This window comes from Pseudomonas sp. Irchel 3F3 (assembly GCF_900187545.1).
GTDB classification, from domain to species: domain Bacteria; phylum Pseudomonadota; class Gammaproteobacteria; order Pseudomonadales; family Pseudomonadaceae; genus Aquipseudomonas; species Aquipseudomonas fortuita.
Window position 1 is genome coordinate 613,851 of record NZ_FYDS01000001.1, and the last position, 21,962, is coordinate 635,812.

Sequence of the window (21,962 nt, forward strand, 5' to 3'; positions counted from 1 at the left end):
GGCCTGCCGCCGATGTCGCCGGACCTGACCCATTCCAGCTTTTGCAACTGGATCCGCTACAAGCACCTGGTGCTGATCGACACCCTGGCGCGCACCCGCAACATGCACGCAACCGCCACGCGCATGAACCTCAGCCAGCCGGCCCTGAGCAAGATGCTGCGCGATCTCGAAGAGCAGTTCGGCTTTGCCCTGTTCGAGCGCCTGCCACGCAGCATGCCGCCCACCGAGCTGGGTGAATATGTGGTGCGTTATGCCCAGGGTGCGTTAGCCGAGTCGCAGCAATTCGTCGACCAGGTCAACCGCCTGCGCAACGGCGGGCACGGTTTTATCCGCGTCGGCGGCATCTTTGCCGCCACTGCACTGGTCCTGCCGCAGGCCATCGCTGCGATCAAGGCGCGCAGCCCGCTGTTGTCGATTGAAGTGGTAGAGCATTCCAGTGATCACCTGCTGACCATGCTCGAGCAGAACAAGCTCGACATCATGATTGGCCGCTTTACCGAAGAGCGCTTCAGCCAGTTGTTCGACTTCCAGCCTCTGGAGCCCGAACCGTTCAGCCTGGTGGTCAACAGCGAGCACCCGCTTAACCAGCTGGAAAGCCCGCCCCTGGCGGCGTTGGGCGACTGGCCGTGGGTGTTGTACCCGGTGGGCACGCCGATTCGCAACCGCCTGGAGCAGGCCTTCCGGGTGGCGGGTATCGCCACGCCGGCTGACAGCGTCGAGACCATCTCCATGCCGATGTTCCTGCAGTTACTGCAGTCGGCTCCGATGATTGCCATGTTGCCGCGCTCGATGGTTGTCGCGCAGCTGGCCAGCGGGCAGTTCAGGGAGTTGCGCAGCCCCTTGCACGTACCCGCCCTGGAGTATGGCGTGGTTACCCGCAAGGATGAACCGCTGAGCGCTTCGGCCCGGGCGTTTGTCGAGATTTTGCTGGAGGGCGCCAGGCAGCGACAAAAGGAAGGTACGGCTGCAACCGCCTCGGGCAAGGCCTGATGGTTCAGGCGCTCCCACAGGGTGTGTGCAGGCCTGAGTAATTGAAGACAGGCTTTTAGACGATCAGGGATCACCGCCCGATTACAACTTCCGATAACCATTGGTTATCGCTTGATCGGATCATCTCATTGGGAATGCTGCCCAAGGCTTCTTACAGTGGCAACAGCCATAACAAGAAGCTCGCTGCACTACCTGAGAGGTCCCATGCAACTGATTGCCAAGTCCGGTGACCTTGCCGTCATCCGCCTCAACCCGCTGGACAATGTGCTCATCGCCCGCCAGGCCTTGCCGCAAGGCCTGCATCTGGATGCCGAGGCGATTACCGTGCGTCAGCCGATTCCTTCGGGCCACAAACTCGCGACCGAACGCGTGGAGCAGGGCCAGCCGCTACGCCGCTACGGGCAGATTATCGGTTTTGCTTCGCAGGCCATTGATGCCGGCGACCACGTGCATGTGCACAACGTACAGATGGGTGATTTTGCTCGCGACTATGCCTTTGGTGTCGACACGCGCAGCTTGCCGGGTAGCGAAGCAGTGTTCCAGGGCATCGTGCGCGCCGATGGGCGTGTTGCCACCCGTAATTACATCGGCATTCTCACCTCGGTGAACTGCTCGGCGACCGTGGCCCGGGCTGTGGCCGACCACTTCCGCCGTGACATTCACCCCGAGGTGCTGGCCGACTACCCGAACATCGACGGCGTGGTCGCCTTGACCCACGGTGCCGGTTGCGCAGTGGACCCCAGCGGGGAAGCCCTTGGCCTGCTGCGCCGTACCCTGGGCGGGTACGCCGTGCACCCCAACTTTGCTGCGGTACTGATCATTGGCCTGGGCTGCGAAACCAACCAGATCGAAAGCCTGCTGGAAACCCAGGGGCTGCAAGCCAGTGCGCAGCTGCGTGCCTTCACCATCCAGGGCATCGGCGGCACGTCGAAAACCATCGCTGCCGGCATCGAGCAGGTCCGCAGCCTGCTGGCCGAGGCCAACCATGTCCAGCGCCAACCGGTCAGCGCACGGCACCTGGTGGTCGGCCTGCAATGTGGCGGCTCCGATGGCTACTCCGGCATTACCGCCAACCCGGCACTGGGCAACGCGGTCGACCGTCTGGTGGCGGCCGGTGGTACGGCGATCCTGTCCGAAACCCCGGAAATCTACGGCGCCGAGCACTTGCTGACCCGCCGCGCGGTCACCCGTGAGGTCGGCGAAAAGCTGGTGGCGCGCATCCGCTGGTGGGAAGACTACTGCCAGCGCATGAACGCCGAGCTGAACAACAACCCTTCAGCCGGCAACAAGGCCGGGGGCCTGACCACCATCCTCGAAAAGTCGCTGGGCGCAGTGGCCAAGGCGGGCTCCAGCAACCTGGTCGATGTGTACCAGTACGCCGAAGCTGTGCGTGCCCAAGGCCTGGTGTTCATGGATACCCCCGGTTACGACCCGGTCTCGGCCACCGGCCAGGTGGCCGGGGGGGCTAACCTGATCGCCTTCACCACCGGGCGCGGCTCGGCTTACGGCTGTGCTCCGGCACCGTCGATCAAGCTGGCAACCAACAACCGGGTGTTCGAACACCAGCAAGAGGACATGGACGTCAACTGCGGCGGCATTGCCGACGGCTCCACCACTATCGAGGAGCGTGGTGCGTACATTTTCGAACAGATGTTGCGCATTGCTTCCGGGGAACGCAGCAAGAGCGAACAGCACGGGTATGGGCAGAACGAGTTTGTGCCCTGGCAGATCGGTGCAGTGACCTGATTGACCGCTTCTGTTCCGCCTACGAGATGACACCCATGACTCAAGCCACACATTTCAACGTGCAAGCGCTCACCACCTTTGTCGAGCAACTGTTCGAAAAGGCCGGCGCCGATGCCGAAGTCGCCCAGGTGGTGACCCAGGTACTGCTCGAGGGTGAACTGCTCGGGCACCGCACCCACGGCCTGAACCTGGTCAGCCGCTACATCGGCGGCATGCTGGAAGGAACGGTCAAGGCCCGTGCGCAGGCACTGGAACAGGTGTCGCACAGTGACGTCTCCAGCGTGTTCGATGGCCACTACCTGCTGGGGCCTTACTGCGTCAGCCGTGCGCTGGATTGTGCGGCAAAGGGGGCGACTGCGCAGGGCATCGGTATTGCGGTGGTGCGCCGTGCTTCGCACATCGGCTGCCTGGCCGCCTATCTCAAGCCCTATACCGACCGGGGCCTGGTGGGGAACAGGGCATGACCCTCTCGCCTGAACTGCTGGCGGACCTCGACCGCCTGGCCGGCCAACTGCAACTGCCGGCACTTTCCCAATAATGCACACCAAGGGTACACAGATGACTGATCGATCGAACGCCAATCAACCGCTGTCGCTGAACCAGAACGCCAGTGTTTTCGAGAGTGGGAGCTGGGTAGGGCGGGTCTGGCTGGCGGACCAGGGCCCCGCGGTGGTGCTGGTGAAAGCTGGCGCCGTCTACGATATCAGCAGCCACGTGGCGACTGTTTCGGCCCTGCTGGAAGTGACCGACCCGGTGGCCTATCTGCGCGCCTTGCCGCTGGCCGAGCCACTGGTTGCGCTATCGGTGTTGCTGGACAACAGCGATCCGAGCCAGCGCGACCCCAGTCAGCCATGGCTGCTGGCACCCATCGACCTGCAGGCGGTGAAGGCCGCAGGCGTGACCTTTGCGACCAGCTTGCTGGAACGTGTGGTCGAAGAGCAGGCCAAGGGCGACCCGGCCAAGGCCGATGCAATCCGTGACACCTTGGTCAGCCGCATCGGCGCCGACCTGTCGCAGATCGTGCCCGGCTCCGCCCAGGCCGAAGCGCTACGCAAAGTGCTGGTGGAGCAGGGCCTGTGGTCGCAATACCTGGAGGTGGGCATCGGCCCGGATGCCGAAGTGTTCACCAAGGCCCAGCCGCTGTCGGCGGTTGGCCACGGTGCCGCTATCGGCATCCACCCCAAGTCCAGCTGGAACAACCCAGAGCCGGAAGTGGTGCTGGCGGTGTCCAGTGATGGCCGCATCAAGGGCGCGATGCTTGGCAACGACGTCAACCTGCGCGACTTCGAAGGGCGTAGCGCCTTGCTGCTGTCCAAGGCTAAGGACAACAACGCCTCTACCGCCCTGGGCCCGCTGCTGCGCCTGTTTGACGAAAGCTTCGGCCTTGACGATGTGCGCAACGCCGAAGTGGACCTGCGTGTTGAAGGCGAAGACGGCTTCATCCTGTCTGGCCGCAGTTCCATGCGCCAGATCAGCCGCGACCCGCAAGACCTGGTGCAGCAAACCCTCAACGAAAACCATCAGTACCCCGACGGCATGGTGCTGTTCCTGGGCACCCTGTTCGCCCCCAAGCAGGACCGCGACCAGCCAGGCAATGGCTTTACTCACAAGCCGGGCGACGTGGTGACCATCAGCAACCCGCAACTGGGCACCCTGTGCAACCGGGTGACCACCAGCGACCAGGCACCGCAGTGGGCGTTTGGCCTGCGCGCGTTGATCGACAACCTTGGCCGGCGTGGCCTGCTGGAGGTCGCAGCCACCGCCCGCCAGCCCTGAACAACACGCTGCGCCAGGGAGGGGCGCAGCACGCTCGATGGATCGCCAAGGCGCTGACAGCGCGGCAACAATAATAATAAAAGGTCGACACATGAACCCTATGAAGAAGTACCAGCGCAGTACTCGGGTTCGTTCACCACGGCGTTCATGATCAGCGCGGGGGTGGCACTGTGCTCGGCGGTGGCGTACTTCCTGCTGCTGCAGGCGCCGATTGGCAGTGCCAAGGACGCGGCAGGGGAGAGGGTCCCGGCAACCAAGTAACCCGGAAACGTCACGTAATCCCTGTAGGAGCGTCAATGGACTGACCCACGGCTCTTGTCAGGCACGTTTATCTGTATGTATAAACAGTGCCTGATACCGCAATCTGACTTCAGCCCGTGATCGCCCATTCTGTCGACGACCCTTTCTATTACCTGCACAACTTCCGCCAGGTAGTGCTGTGGGTCGAACAACGCTACCAGGACCTGCTCGATGAGCAGGAACTGGCTTTCATCCGTGCCTTCAGCCAACTGCAGGCGCCAGCCCAGGCCTTGATGGTGCGCATGGTCATGCGCAAAGGCGAGTTGTTTCGCAGCGACCGGCTCGACTACGCCGAAATCGGCGACAGCGCGCTGGCGCTGCAGCCGTTGCAGGTTCTTGGCTGGGTGCGGGAACCCGAGCAACTGGAACTGGAGCAGCTGTTTGCCTTGCTGCGCAAGGAGGAGCTGGCCCGCTGCTTCGCCCGGCAACTGAGCCGCCCGCGGGCCGCCAAGCATGAGTTGTTGGCACAGCTGCAGCCTTTGGAGCTGGCGGCCCGATCACTGCTCGAGTGGTTCCCGGACAGCGAGGTGCGCATTCTCCAGTGGTGCTTGCAGCCCCTGTGCGACCGTATCCGGTTGTTGTTCTTTGGCAACCTTTACCAGGACTGGTCAGATTTCGTCCTGGCCGACCTTGGCCTGTTGCGCTACGAGCAAGTACCGTTCAGCACAGATTCCCGCGCCTTGCAGCAACGTGACGATATCGACCTGGCCATGGCTTTGCATCAGTGCGCCGAGCGCCTGGAGCAGGGCGGCGATCCAGTGCCGATCCTGGCGACTCTACAAGGCCTGCACAGCGACAACCCTTGGTTGGCCAGGCGCCATGCGCGCCTGCAATTCGCCTTGGGCCAACAATGCGAGCGTCTGGGGGAGTGGGACCTGGCCATGGCCGTGTATGCGCAGTGCAACCATGCCCAGGCGCGCATTCGCCAGGTGCGTGTACTTGAGCGCACCGAACAGTGGCCCCATGCCCACGCGCTGGCACTGCGAATTGCTGCGGCACCAGCCAATGCACTGGAGGTGCAAGCACTCGAGCGCATGCTGCCACGCTTGGCGCGCAAGCTCGGCGGCCCGCCACAGCGGCGCCAGCGGGCCACGCCGCTGGAGCTGATCGAGCTCGAACTGCCCCGCGAGCACGCTGCGCTGGGTGTGGAGGAAGCCGTGCGACAACACCTGGCACAAGAAGGCGGCCAGGTGCATTACGTGGAGAACACGTTGCTCAACAGCCTGTTTGGCCTGTTGTGTTGGGAGGCTATCTTTGCGCCGGTGCCCGGCGCGTTCTTCAACCCGTTCCAGGCCGCGCCACAGGACCTGCATGACAGTGACTTCCAGCAACGGCGCAGTGCGCTGTTCGATTTTTGTCTGGGCCGGCTGGACGATGGCAGCCATCGCCAGGCGATACTCGACTGCTACAGGGGCAAGCAGGGCCTGCAGTCGCCGTTCGTGTTCTGGTCCATGCTCAGCGAGCCACTGCTGGAGCAGGCCCTGGCTTGCCTTCCGGCAGCCCAGCTGAAACAGTGCTTTCTGCGCCTGTTGCAGGATATTCGCAGCAACCGCGCGGGCATGCCCGACCTGATTCAGTTCTGGCCAGAGCAGTGTCGTTACCGCATGGTCGAGGTCAAGGGGCCCGGTGACCGCCTGCAGGACAACCAGTTGCGCTGGCTGGAATTCTGCAGGCAACACGGTCTGCCCGTTGCGGTGTGCCATGTGCGTTGGCGCGAAGCGCCATGAGCTACAGCATTGCGGTGCGTGCTCTGTGCGAGTTCAGCGCCAAGGTTGGTGACCTGGACCTGCGTTTCACGCCGTCGCCCAGCGCTCAGGAAGGCATCGAAGGGCATCAGCGGGTAGTGGCACGGAGGGCTGCGGGCTACGAGTCGGAAATCACCCTTGAAGGCCAATTCGAAACCCTCAAGGTGCGGGGCCGCGCCGACGGTTACGACCCTGGCAGCAACCGCCTGGAAGAGATCAAGACGCACCGTGGCGACTTGGCGCGTCAACCCGCCAATCACCGTCAGTTGCACTGGGCACAGGCCAAGGTCTATGGCTGGTTGATGTGCCAGGCACGACAACTGTCCGCCATTGAGGTGGCGCTGGTGTACCTGGACGTGGACAGCGATGAGCAGACACTGTTCAGTGAGCACTATGAGTCCGCTGAATTGCGGGCCTTCTTCGAAACCCAGTGCCAGCGCTTTCTAGGCTGGGCCCAATTCCAGCAACGACGCCTGGCCGAACGTGACCAAGGCCTTCAGGCGCTGCGCTTCCCCTACCCACAGTTTCGCCAGGGCCAGCGGCAGCTGGCCGAAACCTTGTACAAGGCGGTAAGCACCGGGCGTTGCCTGATGGCCCAGGCCAGCACCGGCATTGGCAAGACCCTTGGTACGTTGTTCCCGCTGCTGAAAGCCATGGTGCCGCAGCAGCTGGACAAGCTGTTCTTTCTCACCGCCAAGACGCCGGGCCGGGCGCTGGCCCTTGATGCCATGCGTCAGATCACTGATGCTGCGCCACAACCTGCTTTGCGCACACTGGAGTTGATTGCCCGCGACAAGGCCTGCGAGTACTTGGACAAAGCCTGTCATGGCGAGTCCTGCCCATTGGCCGCTGGCTTCTACGACCGCTTGCCGGCAGCGCGTGAGGCCGCCGCAACACTGCCGTTGCTCGACCGTGCCAACCTGCGCGAAGTGGCCTTGGCGCACCAGGTTTGCCCGTATTACCTGGGGCAGGAGATGGCGCGCTGGGTCGACGTGCTGGTCGCCGACTACAACTACTACTTTGATGCGCATGCCTTGCTGTTTGGCCTGACCCAGCTCAACCAGTGGCGCGTTGCGGTGCTGGTTGACGAAGCGCATAACCTGGTTGAGCGTGGTCGTGGCATGTACAGCGCCAGCCTTGACCAAGGGCAGCTGCTGGCCCTGCGTCAGCGCAAACCGCCCGGGCTGGTCAGCGCCCTTGACCGCCTGAACCGGCAGTGGAATGCGCTGTACAAAGAACAGCGTGCGCCGTACCAGGCCAGCGAGTCGCTGCCCGACGGGCTGTTGCGCGCCTTGCAGCAGTGCATCGGCCTGATTCAGGAGCAGATGAATCAGATGCCCGCGCACATGGACCCGCAGGTATTGCAGTTCTTCTATCAGGCCTTGCAGTTCAGCCGGGTTGCCGAGCTGTTCGATGAACACTTCCTGTTCGACATCAGCCAGCGCCAGGGCCCGCGCAAGCGCCGGCTGGCTACCCTGTGCCTGCGCAATGTCACCCCGGCGCGCCTGTTGGCCCCACGCATGCTGGCGGCGCGCAGTGTGACGCTGTTTTCCGCCACGTTGAGCCCGCGGCATTTCTACAGCGACTTGCTGGGTATGCCGGCCGATACCGCCTGGCTGGAAGTGGCTGCGCCGTTTCGCGCAGAGCAGCTGGAGGTACGGATTGCCAGCCAGGTGTCCACCCGCTACCAGCAGCGGCAAGCCTCTCTGGTACCGATCGTGGAGCTGATTGCCCAGCAGTATGAGCACATGCCGGGTAACTACCTGGCATTCTTCAGCAGCTTCGAATACCTGCAGCAGGTGGCCGACCTGTTGGCCGAGCGGCATGGGCAGATTCCCCTGTGGGCCCAGGCCCCGGGGATGGACGAGGCCGCCCGCCAGGCGTTTCTTGATCGATTTGTTGCCGACGGCCGGGGCGTTGGCTTTGCCGTATTGGGGGGGGCTTTCGGCGAAGGCGTGGATTTACCAGGTACGCGGCTGATCGGGGCGTTTGTCGCCACCTTGGGGTTGCCGCAGGTCAACCCGGTCAACGAGCAGTTCAAGCAACGCCTGGGTCGGCAATTTGGTGCGGGTTTTGACTACACCTATCTTTACCCGGGTGTGCGCAAAGTGATCCAGGCGGCTGGCCGGGTTATCCGTGGAGACCAGGACCGGGGCGTGCTGGTGCTGATAGATGAACGCTTCGCCGAGCCCCGGGTGCAGCAGATGTTTCCGGCATGGTGGCCCAAGGCTGCGCCGGCCAGCACGCCGGCTGATGACAAAAGCACGCTCCGATTGCGGTAAGATCACGAACCATGCCAGTTGCAAAGCCTTGTATATCAAGGTGATGGCACTTCACAGGGGCTTGATGGAATGCGTGCTTGGCATTCGTCAGGACTTGTTTTTATGTCGTTTCGACTTGCTTCAGGGTTTGCCAGTTTCACGACCGGCCGCCGCTTCGCTACAGGGTTCACGTTTTGTCCGATCTCCCCAAAAATCCGCTGCTGCAGTACATGGACCGCCTGGCCCCCTCCAGCCAGCAAACCATGCGCTACATCCTTCAGGACGCTGCCGACCGGCTTGGCTTTGTCGACTGCAATGTCGTTGACGTGCCTTGGCATCGGCTAGAGCCGGGCCATGTGATTGCCTTGGTGTCGGCCCTGCGTGCCGACGGTTATGCGCCAAACAGTTCGTCTTTGTATGTCAACGCCATTCGTGGGGTGATGAACGAGGCCTGGCGTCAGGGCCTGATCGACCATGAGCAGTTGCTGCGCATTCGTGAGGTCAAACCGGCCACCGGCAGCCGCCTGCCGCCAGGGCGCAACCTGCGCCGCAGCCTGATTCGCGAACTGATGGAGGTGTGCGCATCCGACCCTCGGCCGCAAGGCGTGCGCGACGCGGCGATCATCGCCTTGCTCTATGGCACCGGCATGCGCAAGTCAGAGTCGGTGGACATCGACCTGGCCCAGGTCGATTTCCAGGCGCGCAGCCTGCAGGTGGTGGGCAAGGGCAACCACCAACTGATCAAGTACGCCCCGCCATGGGCGTTCGAGAAGCTGCAGGCGTGGCTGGACTTGCGCCGTCAGGACCTGCCAGCAGGGGCAGAGGACGACCCGTTCCTGTTCAACCGCATCCGGCGCGGTAGCCACATCACCCGGGCGCGTATCACCAAGCATGCGATCTACTACATTGCCCGTCAGCGCGGTGCGCAAGTGGGGGTGAAAATCATGCCGCACGACTTCCGCCGGGCGTTCATCACCCGGGTGATCGAAGAGCATGACCTGTCGATTGCCCAGAAGCTGGCGCACCATGCCAATATCCAGACCACCGCCATTTATGACCGGCGTGACGACAACGAACGCCGGCGAGCCGTCGACCGCTTCGACTACTGAGTCCTTGTGTTTGCGGTCCATTCGCGGGACAAGCCCGCGAAGGGCTGCAAAGCAGCCCTATTTGCACGGGTGTCGGCACTGAAACGGGGCCGACACGCGCCCCCGCTTTGTGCGCCATCTGCGCGCATGCCCGATGCCAGAGCGGCCACAGCTGAAGTTTCATCTGCCTTCACCTGCGGAGTTGGCCCGCAACCTGCTATATCCAGCCTGCGAATTTGATCGAGTGGTCAGGCCGCGCGCGCTAGCCATTGCCCGCGCCGGACCCTCTAAACGGCCAGCAGGCCACGGATTTCAGGGGCCGCAGGATGTCGCTCGCGGAGCAGATCGAACAACAACAAGACGATGCAGGCTGGAGTGCCCACCTGCAGTTGCGCTTTGTCAGGCGTGACGATGTGACCCGCCTTGGTGCGCGTCGGCATTTCGGACCTCTTTTGGTGCAGCGGCCCTTCTACCCGGAAGGTGCACCGTGCCATGTCTATGTGCTGCACCCGCCGGGTGGCATCGTCGCCGGCGACCGCCTTGATCTGGATATCCACCTGGAGCCCGACAGCCACGCGCTGCTGACCATGCCCGGTGCCAGCAAGTTCTACCGCAGCATCGGCCCGACCGCGCGGCTGACCCAGCGTTTTCAGCTGGCTGCAGGCAGCACACTGGAATGGTTGCCGCAGGACAGTATCTTCTTTTCTGGTGCCCGCGCCAGCCTCCACAGCCGCTTCACCCTCGAACCCGGGGCGCGCCTGCTGGCCTGGGAAACCCTGTGCCTGGGGCGCCCTGTCATGAACGAGCGTTTCGAGCAGGGCGCCCTGGACAGCTGTTTGCATATTGAACTACCCGACGACGTTGGCCTGCATGAACGCCTGCGTATCGAAGGCGGCCGCCTGGACAAGCTCGGTGGCCACCCGCTGCTGGCTACGTTCTGTGCAGCACCCGCCGACCAGGCGGTGCTGGAGCAGGTTCGCCCATTGCTCGATGAACTGGCCAACCCGGCCGGCGCGACCCTGTTGGGGTCGTTGCTGGTTATCCGTGTGCTTGACCATGACAACCAACACCTGCAACGCACCCTGCAACGCCTGTGGCATGTGCTGCGCCCGGCCGTCCTTGGCCTGCCAGCCTGCCCACCGCGTATCTGGGCTACCTGAGAGAGCGCCATGGAGCTTACCCCGAGAGAGAAAGACAAATTGCTGCTGTTCACCGCCGCATTGCTGGCAGAACGGCGCCTGGCCCGCGGCCTGAAGCTCAACTACCCGGAGGCCGTGGCGCTGATAAGTGCTGCCGTGCTCGAAGGCGCCCGCGATGGCCGCACCGTTGCCGAGCTGATGAGCCAAGGGCGCGAAGTGCTGACCCGCGAGCAGGTGATGCCCGGCATTGCCGAAATGCTCCACGACGTGCAGGTCGAAGCGACCTTCCCGGATGGCACCAAACTTGTGACCGTGCATGACCCCATCGTCTGAAACTGCCCAGGAGCCCCGCATGATCCCAGGTGAAATCCAGGTCGCCGCTGGCGACATCGAACTGAACAGCGGCCGGGAAACGGTCAGTGTCAGTGTGGCCAACCACGGCGACCGGCCGGTGCAGGTCGGCTCGCACTACCACTTCTACGAAGTCAACGAGGCGCTGGTGTTCGATCGTGCGCCAACCTTGGGCTTTCGCCTGGATATCCCGGCCGGCACCGCCGTGCGCTTCGAGCCTGGCCAGGCGCGCACCGTGCAACTGGTGGCCTACGCCGGCAAGCGTGAAGTCTATGGCTTCCAGGGCAAGGTGATGGGCCCGCTGGAGGGCAGGGTATGAGCCGTATTTCCCGCCAGGCCTATGCCGACATGTTCGGGCCCACCGTGGGCGACCGCGTGCGGCTGGCCGACACGGCATTGTGGGTAGAGGTGGAGAAGGACTACACAATCTACGGCGAAGAGGTGAAGTTTGGCGGCGGCAAGGTCATCCGCGACGGCATGGGGCAGGGCCAGATGCTGGCCGCCGAGGCCATGGACCTGGTGCTGACCAACGCGCTGATCATCGACCACTGGGGGATCGTCAAGGCCGACATCGGCATCAAGCACGGGCGTATCGCGGTGATCGGCAAGGCCGGCAACCCGGATGTGCAGCCGGGCGTCAACGTCCCGGTGGGCCCCGGTACCGAAGTGATCGCGGCCGAGGGAAAGATCGTGACGGCGGGTGGTGTCGATTCGCATATCCATTTCATCTGCCCGCAGCAGGTAGACGAGGCACTGAACAGCGGCGTCACGACCTTTATCGGCGGCGGCACCGGCCCGGCCACCGGCACCAATGCAACCACCTGCACGCCTGGCCCTTGGTACCTGGCGCGTATGCTACAGGCCGCCGACAGTCTGCCCATCAACATCGGTTTGCTGGGCAAGGGCAATGCCTCGCGGCCAGAAGCGCTGCGTGAGCAGATCGCGGCCGGTGCGGTGGGCCTCAAGCTGCATGAAGACTGGGGCTCGACCCCGGCGGCTATCGACTGCTGCCTGGGCGTTGCAGAGGAAATGGACGTCCAGGTGGCGATCCATACCGACACCCTCAACGAGTCCGGTTGCATCGAAGACACCCTGGCGGCCATCGGCGACCGGACCATCCACACCTTCCACACCGAAGGTGCCGGCGGTGGCCACGCGCCGGACATCATTCGCGCTGCGGGGCAGGCCAACGTGCTGCCATCCTCGACCAATCCGACCCTGCCGTACACGGTCAACACCGTGGACGAGCACCTGGACATGCTCATGGTCTGCCATCACCTGGACCCGAGCATTGCAGAGGACGTGGCCTTTGCCGAATCGCGCATCCGCCGCGAAACCATCGCTGCCGAGGACATCCTTCACGACATGGGTGCATTTGCCATGACCTCGTCCGACTCTCAGGCCATGGGCCGGGTCGGTGAAGTGGTGCTGCGCACCTGGCAGGTTGCCCACCAGATGAAACTGCGTCGTGGGCCTTTGGCGCCAGACACGGCCTACAGCGACAACTTCCGGGTCAAGCGCTACATCGCCAAGTACACCATCAACCCCGCGTTAACCCACGGCATCGGCCACGAAGTGGGTTCGGTGGAGGCGGGCAAGCTGGCCGACCTGGTGCTGTGGTCGCCGGCGTTCTTCGCGGTCAAGCCGGCCCTGGTGATCAAAGGCGGGATGATCGTCACCGCGCCCATGGGCGACATCAACGGCTCCATTCCCACACCGCAGCCGGTGCACTACCGGCCGATGTTCGGCGCCCTCGGCGCCGCACGGCATGCCACGCGCATGACCTTCCTGCCCCAGGCGGCAATGGACCGCGGCCTGGCCGAGGAGCTGAACCTGCGCAGCCTGATTGGGGTGGTCAACGGCTGCCGCCGCGTGCGCAAGCCGGACATGGTCCACAACACCTTGCAGCCGCTGATCGAAGTCGATGCGCAGACCTACCAGGTGCGTGCCGACGGCGAATTGCTGGTCTGCGAGCCCGCCAGCGAACTGCCGCTGGCACAGCGTTATTTCCTGTTTTGAAGGAGCACCGATGATTGTCTTGACCCGCCGTATCACCGACCCCGGCACGCTTGCTGTAAGCGGCACCGTCACCCTGGACGTGGACAGCCGCATCAAGAGCCGCCTGCGGGTAACCCTGGACGATGGGCGCGAAGCCGGGCTCATGCTGGAGCGCGGCCACCTGTTGCGCGGGGGAGAGCTGCTTGCCGATGCTGACGGCAGCCAGTTGATCCGCGTATTGGCGGCGCCCGAAGCAGTGTCGACGGTGCGCTGCGCCGATCCACACCTGCTGGCTCGCGCGGCCTATCACTTGGGTAACCGCCACGTGCCCCTGCAGATCGAGCCTGGTCTGTTGCGCTTCCAGCACGACCATGTGCTGGGCGACATGCTGCGTGGCCTGGGCCTGACGGTAGAGGCCGAACAGGCACCGTTCGAACCCGAAGCGGGGGCCTACCAGAGCGCCCCGCACAGCCATGCACACGGCAACGATCACCCGTTCGTACGCCTGCCTGCCCATTCCTGAACTGCCTTGGAGCAACCAATGAAAAAGACGCTCGCATTGTTTCTGCTGATGCTGGCCCTGCCAGCCTTCGCCCACCCTGGCCATGACAGCAACCCGCTGCAGGACGGCCTGTTGCACCCGCTGACCGGCCTTGACCACCTGCTGATGCTGCTGGGCACCGGGGTTCTCGCTGCATTGACCGGGCGCAGCCTGACGTTGCCCCTGGCAACGCTGGGGGCGATGTTTGGCGGCGCGGTGTGTGGCCACCTGTTTGGCGACATGCTGGGCATGGAAACCTTGATCGCCCTGTCGCTGCTGGTGGCTGCCGGGGCAGTGCTGCTGCCGAGCCGCCAGTTGCTGCTGGCCATGGCCATGCCCGTGTTTGCCTTGTTCCACGGCTGGGCTCATGGGGTGGAAGCCACGCCAAGCGCGTTCTGGCAATTCAGCGCAGGGTTTGTCGCGGTCAGCGGCTTGCTGCTGGCGGCGGGCTTTGCGGTCGGTTGCCTGTTGCGCCGGCACAGTGGCCTGCAGAAGGCCTTTGGCGGTGGCTTGCTGGCCGGCGCCGCGCTGGTGCTGGCCGGTTGATGGACAGCGACCTGGCATTGCTGCGCCTGCTGCAGCTGGCCAGCCCCGGCTTGCCGGTGGGGGGGTTCACCTACTCGCAAGGTCTGGAGTGGGCAGTCGAGGCGGGCTGGGTAAGGGGCGCGGACGGTTTTGCGGCCTGGCAGCGGGAGCAGGTCGACGACACCTTGGCCTGCCTCGACTGGCCGGTGCTGGCGCGTCTGTACCACGCTTGCCAGGCCGAGGATGCCGCGGCGTTCGCCCACTGGAGCCGTTTTCTGCTGGCCAACCGCGAGACCGCCGAGTTGCGCCTGGAAGAACAGCAGCGCGGCGCGGCACTGGCCCGGCTGCTTGATGGCTGGCAACTGGGCCAGGCCCCGGCCTGGCGTGCCAGCCTTGAATTGACTCAACTGGGCGGCATGGCCTGGCTGGCTGCGCACTGGGCAATCCCGCTGCGCCCGCTGGCCCTCGGCTATGGCTTTGCCTGGCTGGAGGGCGCGGTAATGGCCGGAGTCAAGCTGGTGCCTTTCGGCCAGCAGGCTGCCCAGACCTTGCTGCGCGACCTGGGCACCGGCTTGCCGGCAGCCCTCGACCGGGCATTGGCCCTGGGCGATGACCAGCTCGGTGGCGGCCTGCCATTGCTGGCCATTGCGTCATCGCGTCACGAAACTCAATACACCCGTTTGTTCCGTTCCTGAGGACTGCCTTCATGCAAAGCTATCAACAACCCCTGCGCGTCGGTGTCGGCGGCCCGGTCGGTTCCGGCAAGACTGCACTGCTGGAAGCGTTGTGCAAGGCCATGCGCGACCATTACCAGATCGCCGTGGTCACCAACGACATCTACACCAAGGAAGACCAGCGCATCCTGACCGAGGCTGGCGCCCTGGAGCCGGAGCGCATTGTGGGCGTGGAAACGGGCGGCTGCCCGCACACGGCGATCCGCGAAGACGCCTCGATGAACCTGGCTGCCGTCGAGGCGCTAGCGCGCAAGTTTGGCAACCTTGAAGTGATTTTCGTCGAAAGCGGCGGTGACAACCTCAGCGCCACGTTCAGCCCGGAGCTCGCTGACCTGACCATTTACGTGATCGACGTGGCCGAAGGCGAGAAGATTCCGCGCAAGGGTGGGCCAGGCATTACCAAGTCGGACTTCCTGGTGATCAACAAGACCGACCTGGCGCCTTATGTAGGGGCTTCATTGGAAGTGATGGAGCGCGACACCCAGCGCATGCGCCCGCAGCGGCCGTGGACCTTCAGCAACCTGAAGAAGGGTGAGGGGTTGCAGGCAGTGATTGATTTCATTGTCGAGCGCGGGATGCTGGGTGTGCGTGGCTAATAGCGATATCCGTACTGCGCGGGCTCTTGCAGGAGCGGCCTTGTGTCGCGAAAGGGCCGCGAAGCGGCCCCGGCAGTATTCGCGTCCGCGCTGAAATCCGGGGGCTGCTTTGCAGCCCTTTCGCGACACAAGGCCGCTCCAGCAACGATTGCGTCTGGTTTGGTCAGTTGTGGCAGCAGTGTGGCTTGTCTGGCTGCCCTTCATAGCGGTCATGGTGCCGCACCCAGTCCATAGTCCCGCTTTCGTTGCGCCCCAGTGGCGCAATGTCCAGGAAGTTGTACGTGTTGACCAGAATGTCCAACCCGCGGGCGTAGGTGGAGTAGGTGTGGTACACGCTGCCGTCCGGTTCGCGGTAAAACGCACTCAAGCCGGGCAGTTCGCTTTCACTGCCGTCATACGGCGCATAGTTGTACTGCCGTTCACCCTCGCTGCCGACACTGACGCCAAAGTCCTCGTTGAAACCACTGCCCTGTGACGAGTACCAGGGAAACTGCCAGCCCATGCGCCGACGGAACGCCTGAAACTCGGCATACGGCGCTCGCGATACCGCCACCAGCGACACATCGTGGTGAGCAAGGTGCAGATTGGCACCGTCAAAATGGTCGGCCAGGAACGAGCAGCCGGGGCAGCCTTCGCTCCAGCCCTCGGCGAACATGAAGTGGTAAAGCAACAGCTGGCTGCGCCCCGCAAACAGGTCGGCCAGGCTCAGTTCGCCGTCCGGCCCCTGGAACTGATAGTCGTGCTCGACCCTGACCCAGGGCAGGGCGCGACGGGCTGCTGCCAATGCGTCGCGGTGATGGGTAAAGGCTTTTTCGTGCAGCCACAGTTGCTGGCGGGCCGCCAGCCACTGGCTACGGGAAGCCACCGGATGCCTGCTTTCGCTTGTGCTCATGGTGCTGTCTCCACGCTGGGGGATTCACACACTAGACGAGCACGCTCTGTTCTATTCGACAGGCACCGGTGGCCATGCGATGAGCGGTACGTCGCTCAGCCCGAATGGGCGATATGCCCCTCGGCCAGTTCATCTTCTGCGTCATCTTCGCCGGGCAGCGCGGTGATCACGCTGAAGTCGCTGACTTCAACCTTGCCGCCGCCGTAGCCTAGCAAGTGAAAGGAAAACGCTTTGCGCTCGGTCGGGTTGTCAAAGCTGAACTCCATTTCCAGGGGTTCGTCGGCGGTGACCCTCAGTTCAGCAGGCAAGCCCAGCGGTACGTCCTGTTCCAGTTGCTTGGCCTTGAGCTGGATGTAGGCCACACGCTTGGGGTCCAGCGAGCGCACCTTGACCCGCACGCGGGTATGAGAGCCTCCCGGCATTTCCAGGTACTGGGCGCCGATCAGGTTATCGGCCCAGTCATCGTGAATGCGCTTGCGCAACTTGATCGGCGAAGGGCCGCCGAACTGGTAACGCAGGTTGAGCGGGGTTTGCAGCAGTGACTGGTCGAGCACCCCGGCCAGGGCGCCGATCTGCTGGCCCAGCAAGCTGTCACCCTGGCCCAGGTAGCGGGCCTGGTCGGCAATGAAACCCTCGCTGGCGTAACGCCGGCAGCGTTGCTGGAAGTCACACTCGGTGAAGACGCCCTGCCCGTCGTGGTAGCGCAGCATGCCGTTGGTGTAGGAAATCATCTCGCGGCCTGTGTCGTAGTCGCGGTACAGCGAACGGCCGCCAAGCGCCATGGGGATAGGCAGCGCAAAGTAGTCGAGCAGGGAAGTGGCCATATCGATATGGCCATAGGTGCCGCGTTTGACAGGCGGCAACTGCGCCTGCTCTGGCGCCAGGGTGAGGTTGAAGCCCCAGGACGACGCCAGGCGCACGCCGTCGATGCCATGGGACTCGTCGGAGGTCACTACCACCAGGGTGTCTTTTAGCACGCCTTGGCGTTCGAGGTTGTCGAGGAAAGCCCCCAGCGCGTCGTCCAGGTAGGCAACCGCTGCCTGTTTTGGCGTGGCATAGCGCTCAAGGTACTCGGCTGGGGCGGAGTAAGGCTGGTGGGTACCCACCGTGAGCAGGGTCAGCATCCATGGCTTGTCCTGTTTCTGCAATTGGCCGACATAGTCCAGCGCCCCTTCGAAAAACGCCCGGTCATCCTTGCCCCACGGGAAGTCCAGGTAGTTCTTGTTGCGGAACCACTCCAGGCCATGCACCGAGTCGAAACCGATATGCGGCATGATGCGGTCCTTGGCCATGAAGCGCAGGCCGGCACCTTGCAGGTAGTGGGTGGTGAAGCCAGCCTGGCGCAGTTGCGCTGGCAGGCAGGCCTGGTTGCGTTCGTTCTGGGTCAGCAGCTCTACGCCTTTGGGCGTGCCATTGGCCAGCTTGTCGTAATCACCACACAGCATCGCGTACAGGCCGCGGATGGTCTGGTGGGTATGCAGCACGTAGTCCGGGGTGTTCATGCCGCGCTCGGCCCATTGGCTGAGCTTGGGCATCGGGTCTTCATCGAAGCGGCTGTGCAGGGCCTGGCGGTTGGGCCGCAGGTAGGCGCCGGGGATACCTTCCACCGTGATGACCAGCAGGTTGCGAGCGCTGCCTGGCCCGGCCAGTAGCCGCTGCCCGTTCAGGTCGGATTGGGTCAGGCCACTGCTGGCCAGCGGTGTGAAGGTTTGCGTGTGGCCCATCCAGCCTTCGACCGTGCGCTCCAGGCTGCCGACACCGGCTGACATCAGTTGGTGAGTGAGGTTGTACTGCCGCCACTGGTCGGCGTCGGTGGGTGCCAACTGCTGGCTGCCCCAGTGAGCACCGAACAGCAGCACTGGAATGGCCCATGCCTTGCGGGGCAGCGGCATGCTGCGTTGGGTACGGCCGCGCCAGACGGTGACCAGCCAGCCCAGAAGGCCGGCAGTAAGGGTCAGGGGCAGCCAGGGGTGCGCCAGGCCGCCACCTGTCGAATTTTCCATGAATTGCGGGTCGACCAGGTAGGTCAGGTCGGCGCTGGTTGGCAGCCGGCCTACCGCGCTAACCAGTTCGGCCGAGGCCACCCACAGCGCTGCCCAGGCCAGCAGCACCGGCAGGGCCAGCCACCATGGCCGACGGTGCAGCAGCAATACCAGCAGGCTGCCGAGGGCGAGGTCGGACAGGTAGCCGAGCGGGTTGGACCAGCCCAGCATGGCGCGCGTACCCAGTGGGATCACCAGTACCAAGGCTGCCAACGCGGCAAGCCGGGTACGCGGGTGGTCTGACAGGTTCTTCACAAAAAAACTTCCCTTTTGCCATTAAATCGTCATGCATCTGTGCTGGATGATAACAGGCCGGGGAAGGGAAAGCGGTTTGCTACAAGGCTGGTAACCAAAAGCCGGGCCCGCTAGCGCGGGCCTGGCCGAGGGCAAGCCTCAGAAGTAGTAAGGGAATTTCAGGCTGAAGGAAAAGTCGGGGGCATCGTCGGTCAGACCAATGGACAGGTTGGGTACGATGGTCAGGTTGTTGGTGGCGGCGAAGGTCAGGCCGATGTTGAAGTTGGCGGCGTTGTAGTCACTGTTGGAGATCGACTGCCAGTCGCCACCGTCCGGCTTGATCTTGCTCTTGCGGGCAAACTGGTCAGACACCGAGAACGACATGCTCATCTTCTCGTTCAGGGCAAAAGCGATACCGCCGCCAATTTGCCAGGAGTCGCCCAGCTTCACGTCACCCGGCACCTTGCTGTTGACCTGCGGGCTGATGTCGCTGAACGAGTCCTGCATGTTGTAGGTGTACGAGAGGCTGCCGAACAGCACCGCCGGGTCGAAGGTCTTGACCAGCGAGATGCCTGGCGTGATCGACCACACGCCGTTGCCGGTCGGCAGGCTGTCCGGGACGGACAGGTTGCTGTTGCCGTCCACTTCGCGCAGCTTGATGCCATAGGGGTCCTTGCCGGTCGGCGCCTTGACCCTCAGGGTGGCAACGGCGTCAGGCCAGGTTTCGTCCTCGTCGAGGAACTTATAGGCCACGCCAACGTTGATGTCGCCGATTTCCGGGTCGCGCGTGACGGTTGCATCGGAGGTACTGGCCCCGGCGCCTCCCGCACCGCCGGAAGAGTAAGTTGATTCGCGGTACACCACGGGGACGTTTATGTCGAACTGCCAGCGCTGCGCCAGGTTGTAGCGCGCGGTCATGTCCAGGGTCCAGTTGTCGGCCTTGATCCGGTCAAGGTTGATGCTGCCGAGGAAGATCGAATCCAGCGCCAGGAAGCCATTGAGCGTCAGCGCACGGGTATCGTAATGGGTATAGGTAACACCCGTTTCGAAGCTGAACTTGCCTCCGCCAAAGAATCCGCTGGCTTCGTCATACAGGTTGGAAACGCTTTGCGCCGGTTCGGAATCGGCCGTCAGCGCCTGACCGTAGGAGCTGCCTGTGGCCCCCGGTGTGCCTGACGCGACGGTCTGCGCGCCTTTGACCCCTTCGGCGGGGGACTTGACCAGGCGCTTGGGCGGCGCCGCTGCCGGGGCCTCCTCGACCTGGCGCACCCGCTGTTCAAGTACCATCAGTGCCTGTTGCTGGGCCTCGTAGCGGCGTTTGAGCTCGATCAGTTCCTGTTTCAGCGCTTCCACTTGTGGATCGGCGGCTGCGTAGAGTGCGGTGGCGGGGGCCAGGGTAGTCAAACACACAAAAGCTCTGAGCGTTAAAGATCGGTACATGGAGTTGCCGTCCCTTCCAACTACTTTTGATGAGACTGAGCGTAGATCAGTATCCGAAAGTGCGAAGACCTTTGAGCTGGTCAAGGCTGCCATTGAGCGAAGCCGCTGTCGGCACGTTCTCGCGCATGACGACATTCAACGATGTCATGTTGTTGACCCGGTTGCCGTTGCCGAGCAAAGTCGAATTCTGCATCAGCCCCCCCTGGGCCAGGCGCTGCACGCTGCTGCCCTGGTTGTTGCTGGCATTGATGTTGAGCTGCACACCTACGCCGCTTGAAGACACGCTGAGCGAGCCGGCGCCGTTTTCCCCGAGCAGGGTCTGGCCGGCGGCCAGCACCTGGCCTTGCTGTTTCACGGCGGGGGCCTGGTTGGCCTTGGTAACGTTGATATCGACGTTGTTGTAGGCCGTGTTGTTGTCGCCGGCCGCACGTACCACCTGGGTCACACCCTCGGTAGTGGCAAGGCCATTGCCGCCGGTGACCACGCCAGTCCCGGCAGAGGGCGCACTGGTCGAGGCAGTACCTGTACCTTTTTCATCAATCATCGATACATAGAACTGGGGCTTGATGGTCGATTGCTGAACTTGAAGCGTGGAGGTCGCCCCGATCACATCGCCCTTGGCGTTTTGCCAGGTGCTGCTCATGACGATGCCGAAGCTGACGATCCGCCCCGGCATCACATAGCGGCCACGCAGGTTTGCCAACTCCTGGTCCTTCAGTTCAATGGGTTTCAACGCCTCGGCGTGGCTTGGCAAGCTGGCAGCCAGGCAGGCCATGGCCAGCCACAATGAAGTCTTCATGAAATGCTCCCTGGAGCATCATGCTCCTTGTCATTAGAACAGTCGTTAGAAGAAGTCGCTTTTGATGAAGCCGAAGTCCAGCAGCTCGTTGTCCTTCACCGGGGTGAAGGTGTCCACCCGGCCCTTGGCGGTCAGGGGCAGGGGCGGGTCGAGCAGGATGTTGTTCTTGTCGTAACCCTGACCGATCACGGCGAAGATGATGCCGTTCCAGCCCTTGAGGAAGTCTTCGACTTTGTAGCGTTTGTGGCCCAGTACCGGGTCACCGATGTAGACCCAGCCTTTGTCGACCTTCTGCATGACCACGAAGTGCTTGTAGCCACGCACATCCATCAGCACCACGACCGGGATGCGCACGCTGTGCAGGGTGTCGGGTGCCACGCGGTAACCGCGGGCACGCATGCCCAGGCTTTCGACGTAGCGTTTCATGTCGAGCATCGAGAAGCCTTGCGTGCGCACCAGGTTCTGGTCGGCGTGGGCCAGCATGCCTTCGATGATCTGATGTTCGTCCACATCCAGCCAGTAGGCCTGGCGCAGAATGGTGGCCAGCGCGGCGGCGCCGCAGCTGAAGTCGGTTTTTTGTTGCACCAGGTCGGCGAATTTGCGTTCGCGCACGCTCTGGAGAGGCTTGAACACCACGGCGCCGCCCGGCAGGACGGACAGCGGCATTTGTGCAGCTTCGCTCACGCTGGCCAGGCACAGCAAAAACGCCAAGGCGAAAATACGCATGATCGGGTGCCTTACGGTGTGTTGGAGAAAGGCCCCCCG

General features: G+C 63.4%; 19 protein-coding genes and 2 pseudogenes. 16 read left to right on the forward strand and 5 right to left on the reverse strand.

The window, feature by feature from the left end:
• The first annotated feature begins 12 nt into the window (after window positions 1–12).
• The 16 genes and pseudogenes from CKW35_RS02860 (at window position 13) to ureG (ending at window position 15,790) form a co-directional block, all read left to right on the forward strand.
• Window positions 13–990: a LysR family transcriptional regulator gene (locus CKW35_RS02860; RefSeq protein WP_023047963.1), complete on the forward strand. Its 978-nt coding sequence runs from the start codon at window positions 13–15 to the stop codon at window positions 988–990.
• Window positions 991–1,194: 204 nt separating this feature from the next.
• Complete coding sequence (locus CKW35_RS02865) at window positions 1,195–2,736, forward strand: UxaA family hydrolase (RefSeq protein WP_016486433.1); 1,542 nt, start codon at window positions 1,195–1,197, stop codon at window positions 2,734–2,736.
• Between the two features lie 35 nt (window positions 2,737–2,771).
• A pseudogene (locus CKW35_RS02870) lies at window positions 2,772–3,185 on the forward strand (Ldh family oxidoreductase); the annotation flags it as partial.
• A 109-nt stretch (window positions 3,186–3,294) separates the two neighbouring features.
• Window positions 3,295–4,512 (forward strand): fumarylacetoacetate hydrolase family protein, encoded by a 1,218-nt coding sequence (locus CKW35_RS02875; protein WP_016486435.1) that lies wholly within the window; start codon window positions 3,295–3,297, stop codon window positions 4,510–4,512.
• Between the two features lie 117 nt (window positions 4,513–4,629).
• Window positions 4,630–4,773, forward strand: a pseudogene (locus CKW35_RS28485) (MFS transporter); the annotation flags it as partial.
• 116 nt (window positions 4,774–4,889) lie between these two features.
• Window positions 4,890–6,539, forward strand: coding sequence for a VRR-NUC domain-containing protein (locus CKW35_RS02885; RefSeq protein ID WP_095114988.1), 1,650 nt, complete (start codon window positions 4,890–4,892; stop codon window positions 6,537–6,539).
• Window positions 6,536–8,839, forward strand: coding sequence for an ATP-dependent DNA helicase (locus CKW35_RS02890; RefSeq protein WP_070086624.1), 2,304 nt, complete (start codon window positions 6,536–6,538; stop codon window positions 8,837–8,839). The genes CKW35_RS02885 and CKW35_RS02890 overlap by 4 nt, the downstream gene beginning before the upstream one ends.
• Window positions 8,840–9,012: 173 nt before the next feature.
• Window positions 9,013–9,927 carry a tyrosine recombinase XerC gene (gene xerC, locus CKW35_RS02895; RefSeq protein ID WP_016486438.1) on the forward strand — a complete coding sequence of 305 codons (915 nt, stop codon included), beginning with the start codon at window positions 9,013–9,015 and terminating at the stop codon, window positions 9,925–9,927.
• Between the two features lie 305 nt (window positions 9,928–10,232).
• Entirely contained in the window at window positions 10,233–11,066 is an 834-nt protein-coding gene (locus CKW35_RS02900; RefSeq protein ID WP_023047955.1) for an urease accessory protein UreD, read from the forward strand.
• A gap of 9 nt (window positions 11,067–11,075) precedes the next feature.
• Entirely contained in the window at window positions 11,076–11,378 is a 303-nt protein-coding gene (locus CKW35_RS02905; protein WP_016486440.1) for an urease subunit gamma, read from the forward strand.
• Window positions 11,379–11,397: 19 nt separating this feature from the next.
• Entirely contained in the window at window positions 11,398–11,715 is a 318-nt protein-coding gene (locus CKW35_RS02910) for an urease subunit beta (RefSeq protein ID WP_016486441.1), read from the forward strand.
• A complete protein-coding gene (gene ureC / locus CKW35_RS02915) occupies window positions 11,712–13,415 on the forward strand; it encodes an urease subunit alpha (protein ID WP_070086625.1) in 1,704 nt (567 codons plus the stop codon). Before CKW35_RS02910 ends, ureC begins: the two co-directional genes overlap by 4 nt.
• Before the next feature lie 10 nt (window positions 13,416–13,425).
• Window positions 13,426–13,917 carry an urease accessory protein UreE gene (ureE, locus tag CKW35_RS02920; protein WP_095114990.1) on the forward strand — a complete coding sequence of 164 codons (492 nt, stop codon included), beginning with the start codon at window positions 13,426–13,428 and terminating at the stop codon, window positions 13,915–13,917.
• Window positions 13,918–13,935: 18 nt separating this feature from the next.
• Window positions 13,936–14,481, forward strand: a complete 546-nt coding sequence (locus CKW35_RS02925; RefSeq protein WP_095114992.1) for a HupE/UreJ family protein — start codon at window positions 13,936–13,938, stop codon at window positions 14,479–14,481.
• Complete coding sequence (locus CKW35_RS02930) at window positions 14,481–15,155, forward strand: urease accessory protein UreF (RefSeq protein ID WP_095114994.1); 675 nt, start codon at window positions 14,481–14,483, stop codon at window positions 15,153–15,155. The genes CKW35_RS02925 and CKW35_RS02930 overlap by 1 nt, the downstream gene beginning before the upstream one ends.
• Before the next feature lie 11 nt (window positions 15,156–15,166).
• Window positions 15,167–15,790, forward strand: a complete 624-nt coding sequence (gene ureG / locus CKW35_RS02935; protein WP_010953755.1) for an urease accessory protein UreG — start codon at window positions 15,167–15,169, stop codon at window positions 15,788–15,790.
• A 163-nt stretch (window positions 15,791–15,953) separates the two neighbouring features.
• On the opposite strand, the gene CKW35_RS02945 is transcribed toward ureG, so the two are convergent.
• The 5 genes from CKW35_RS02945 to CKW35_RS02965 form a co-directional block, all read right to left on the reverse strand.
• Window positions 15,954–16,682, reverse strand: coding sequence for a thioredoxin family protein (locus CKW35_RS02945; RefSeq protein WP_016486446.1), 729 nt, complete (start codon window positions 16,680–16,682; stop codon window positions 15,954–15,956).
• A gap of 95 nt (window positions 16,683–16,777) precedes the next feature.
• The gene (locus tag CKW35_RS02950) at window positions 16,778–18,979 is read right to left on the reverse strand and encodes an LTA synthase family protein (protein WP_095114996.1); all 2,202 of its coding nucleotides are present in this window, start codon (window positions 18,977–18,979) and stop codon (window positions 16,778–16,780) included.
• A gap of 138 nt (window positions 18,980–19,117) precedes the next feature.
• Window positions 19,118–20,398, reverse strand: coding sequence for a hypothetical protein (locus tag CKW35_RS02955; protein WP_016486448.1), 1,281 nt, complete (start codon window positions 20,396–20,398; stop codon window positions 19,118–19,120).
• Window positions 20,399–20,444: 46 nt separating this feature from the next.
• Complete coding sequence (locus tag CKW35_RS02960) at window positions 20,445–21,197, reverse strand: hypothetical protein (RefSeq protein ID WP_095114998.1); 753 nt, start codon at window positions 21,195–21,197, stop codon at window positions 20,445–20,447.
• Between the two features lie 45 nt (window positions 21,198–21,242).
• A complete protein-coding gene (locus CKW35_RS02965) occupies window positions 21,243–21,923 on the reverse strand; it encodes a C39 family peptidase (protein WP_016486450.1) in 681 nt (226 codons plus the stop codon).
• Window positions 21,924–21,962: the final 39 nt, after the last annotated feature.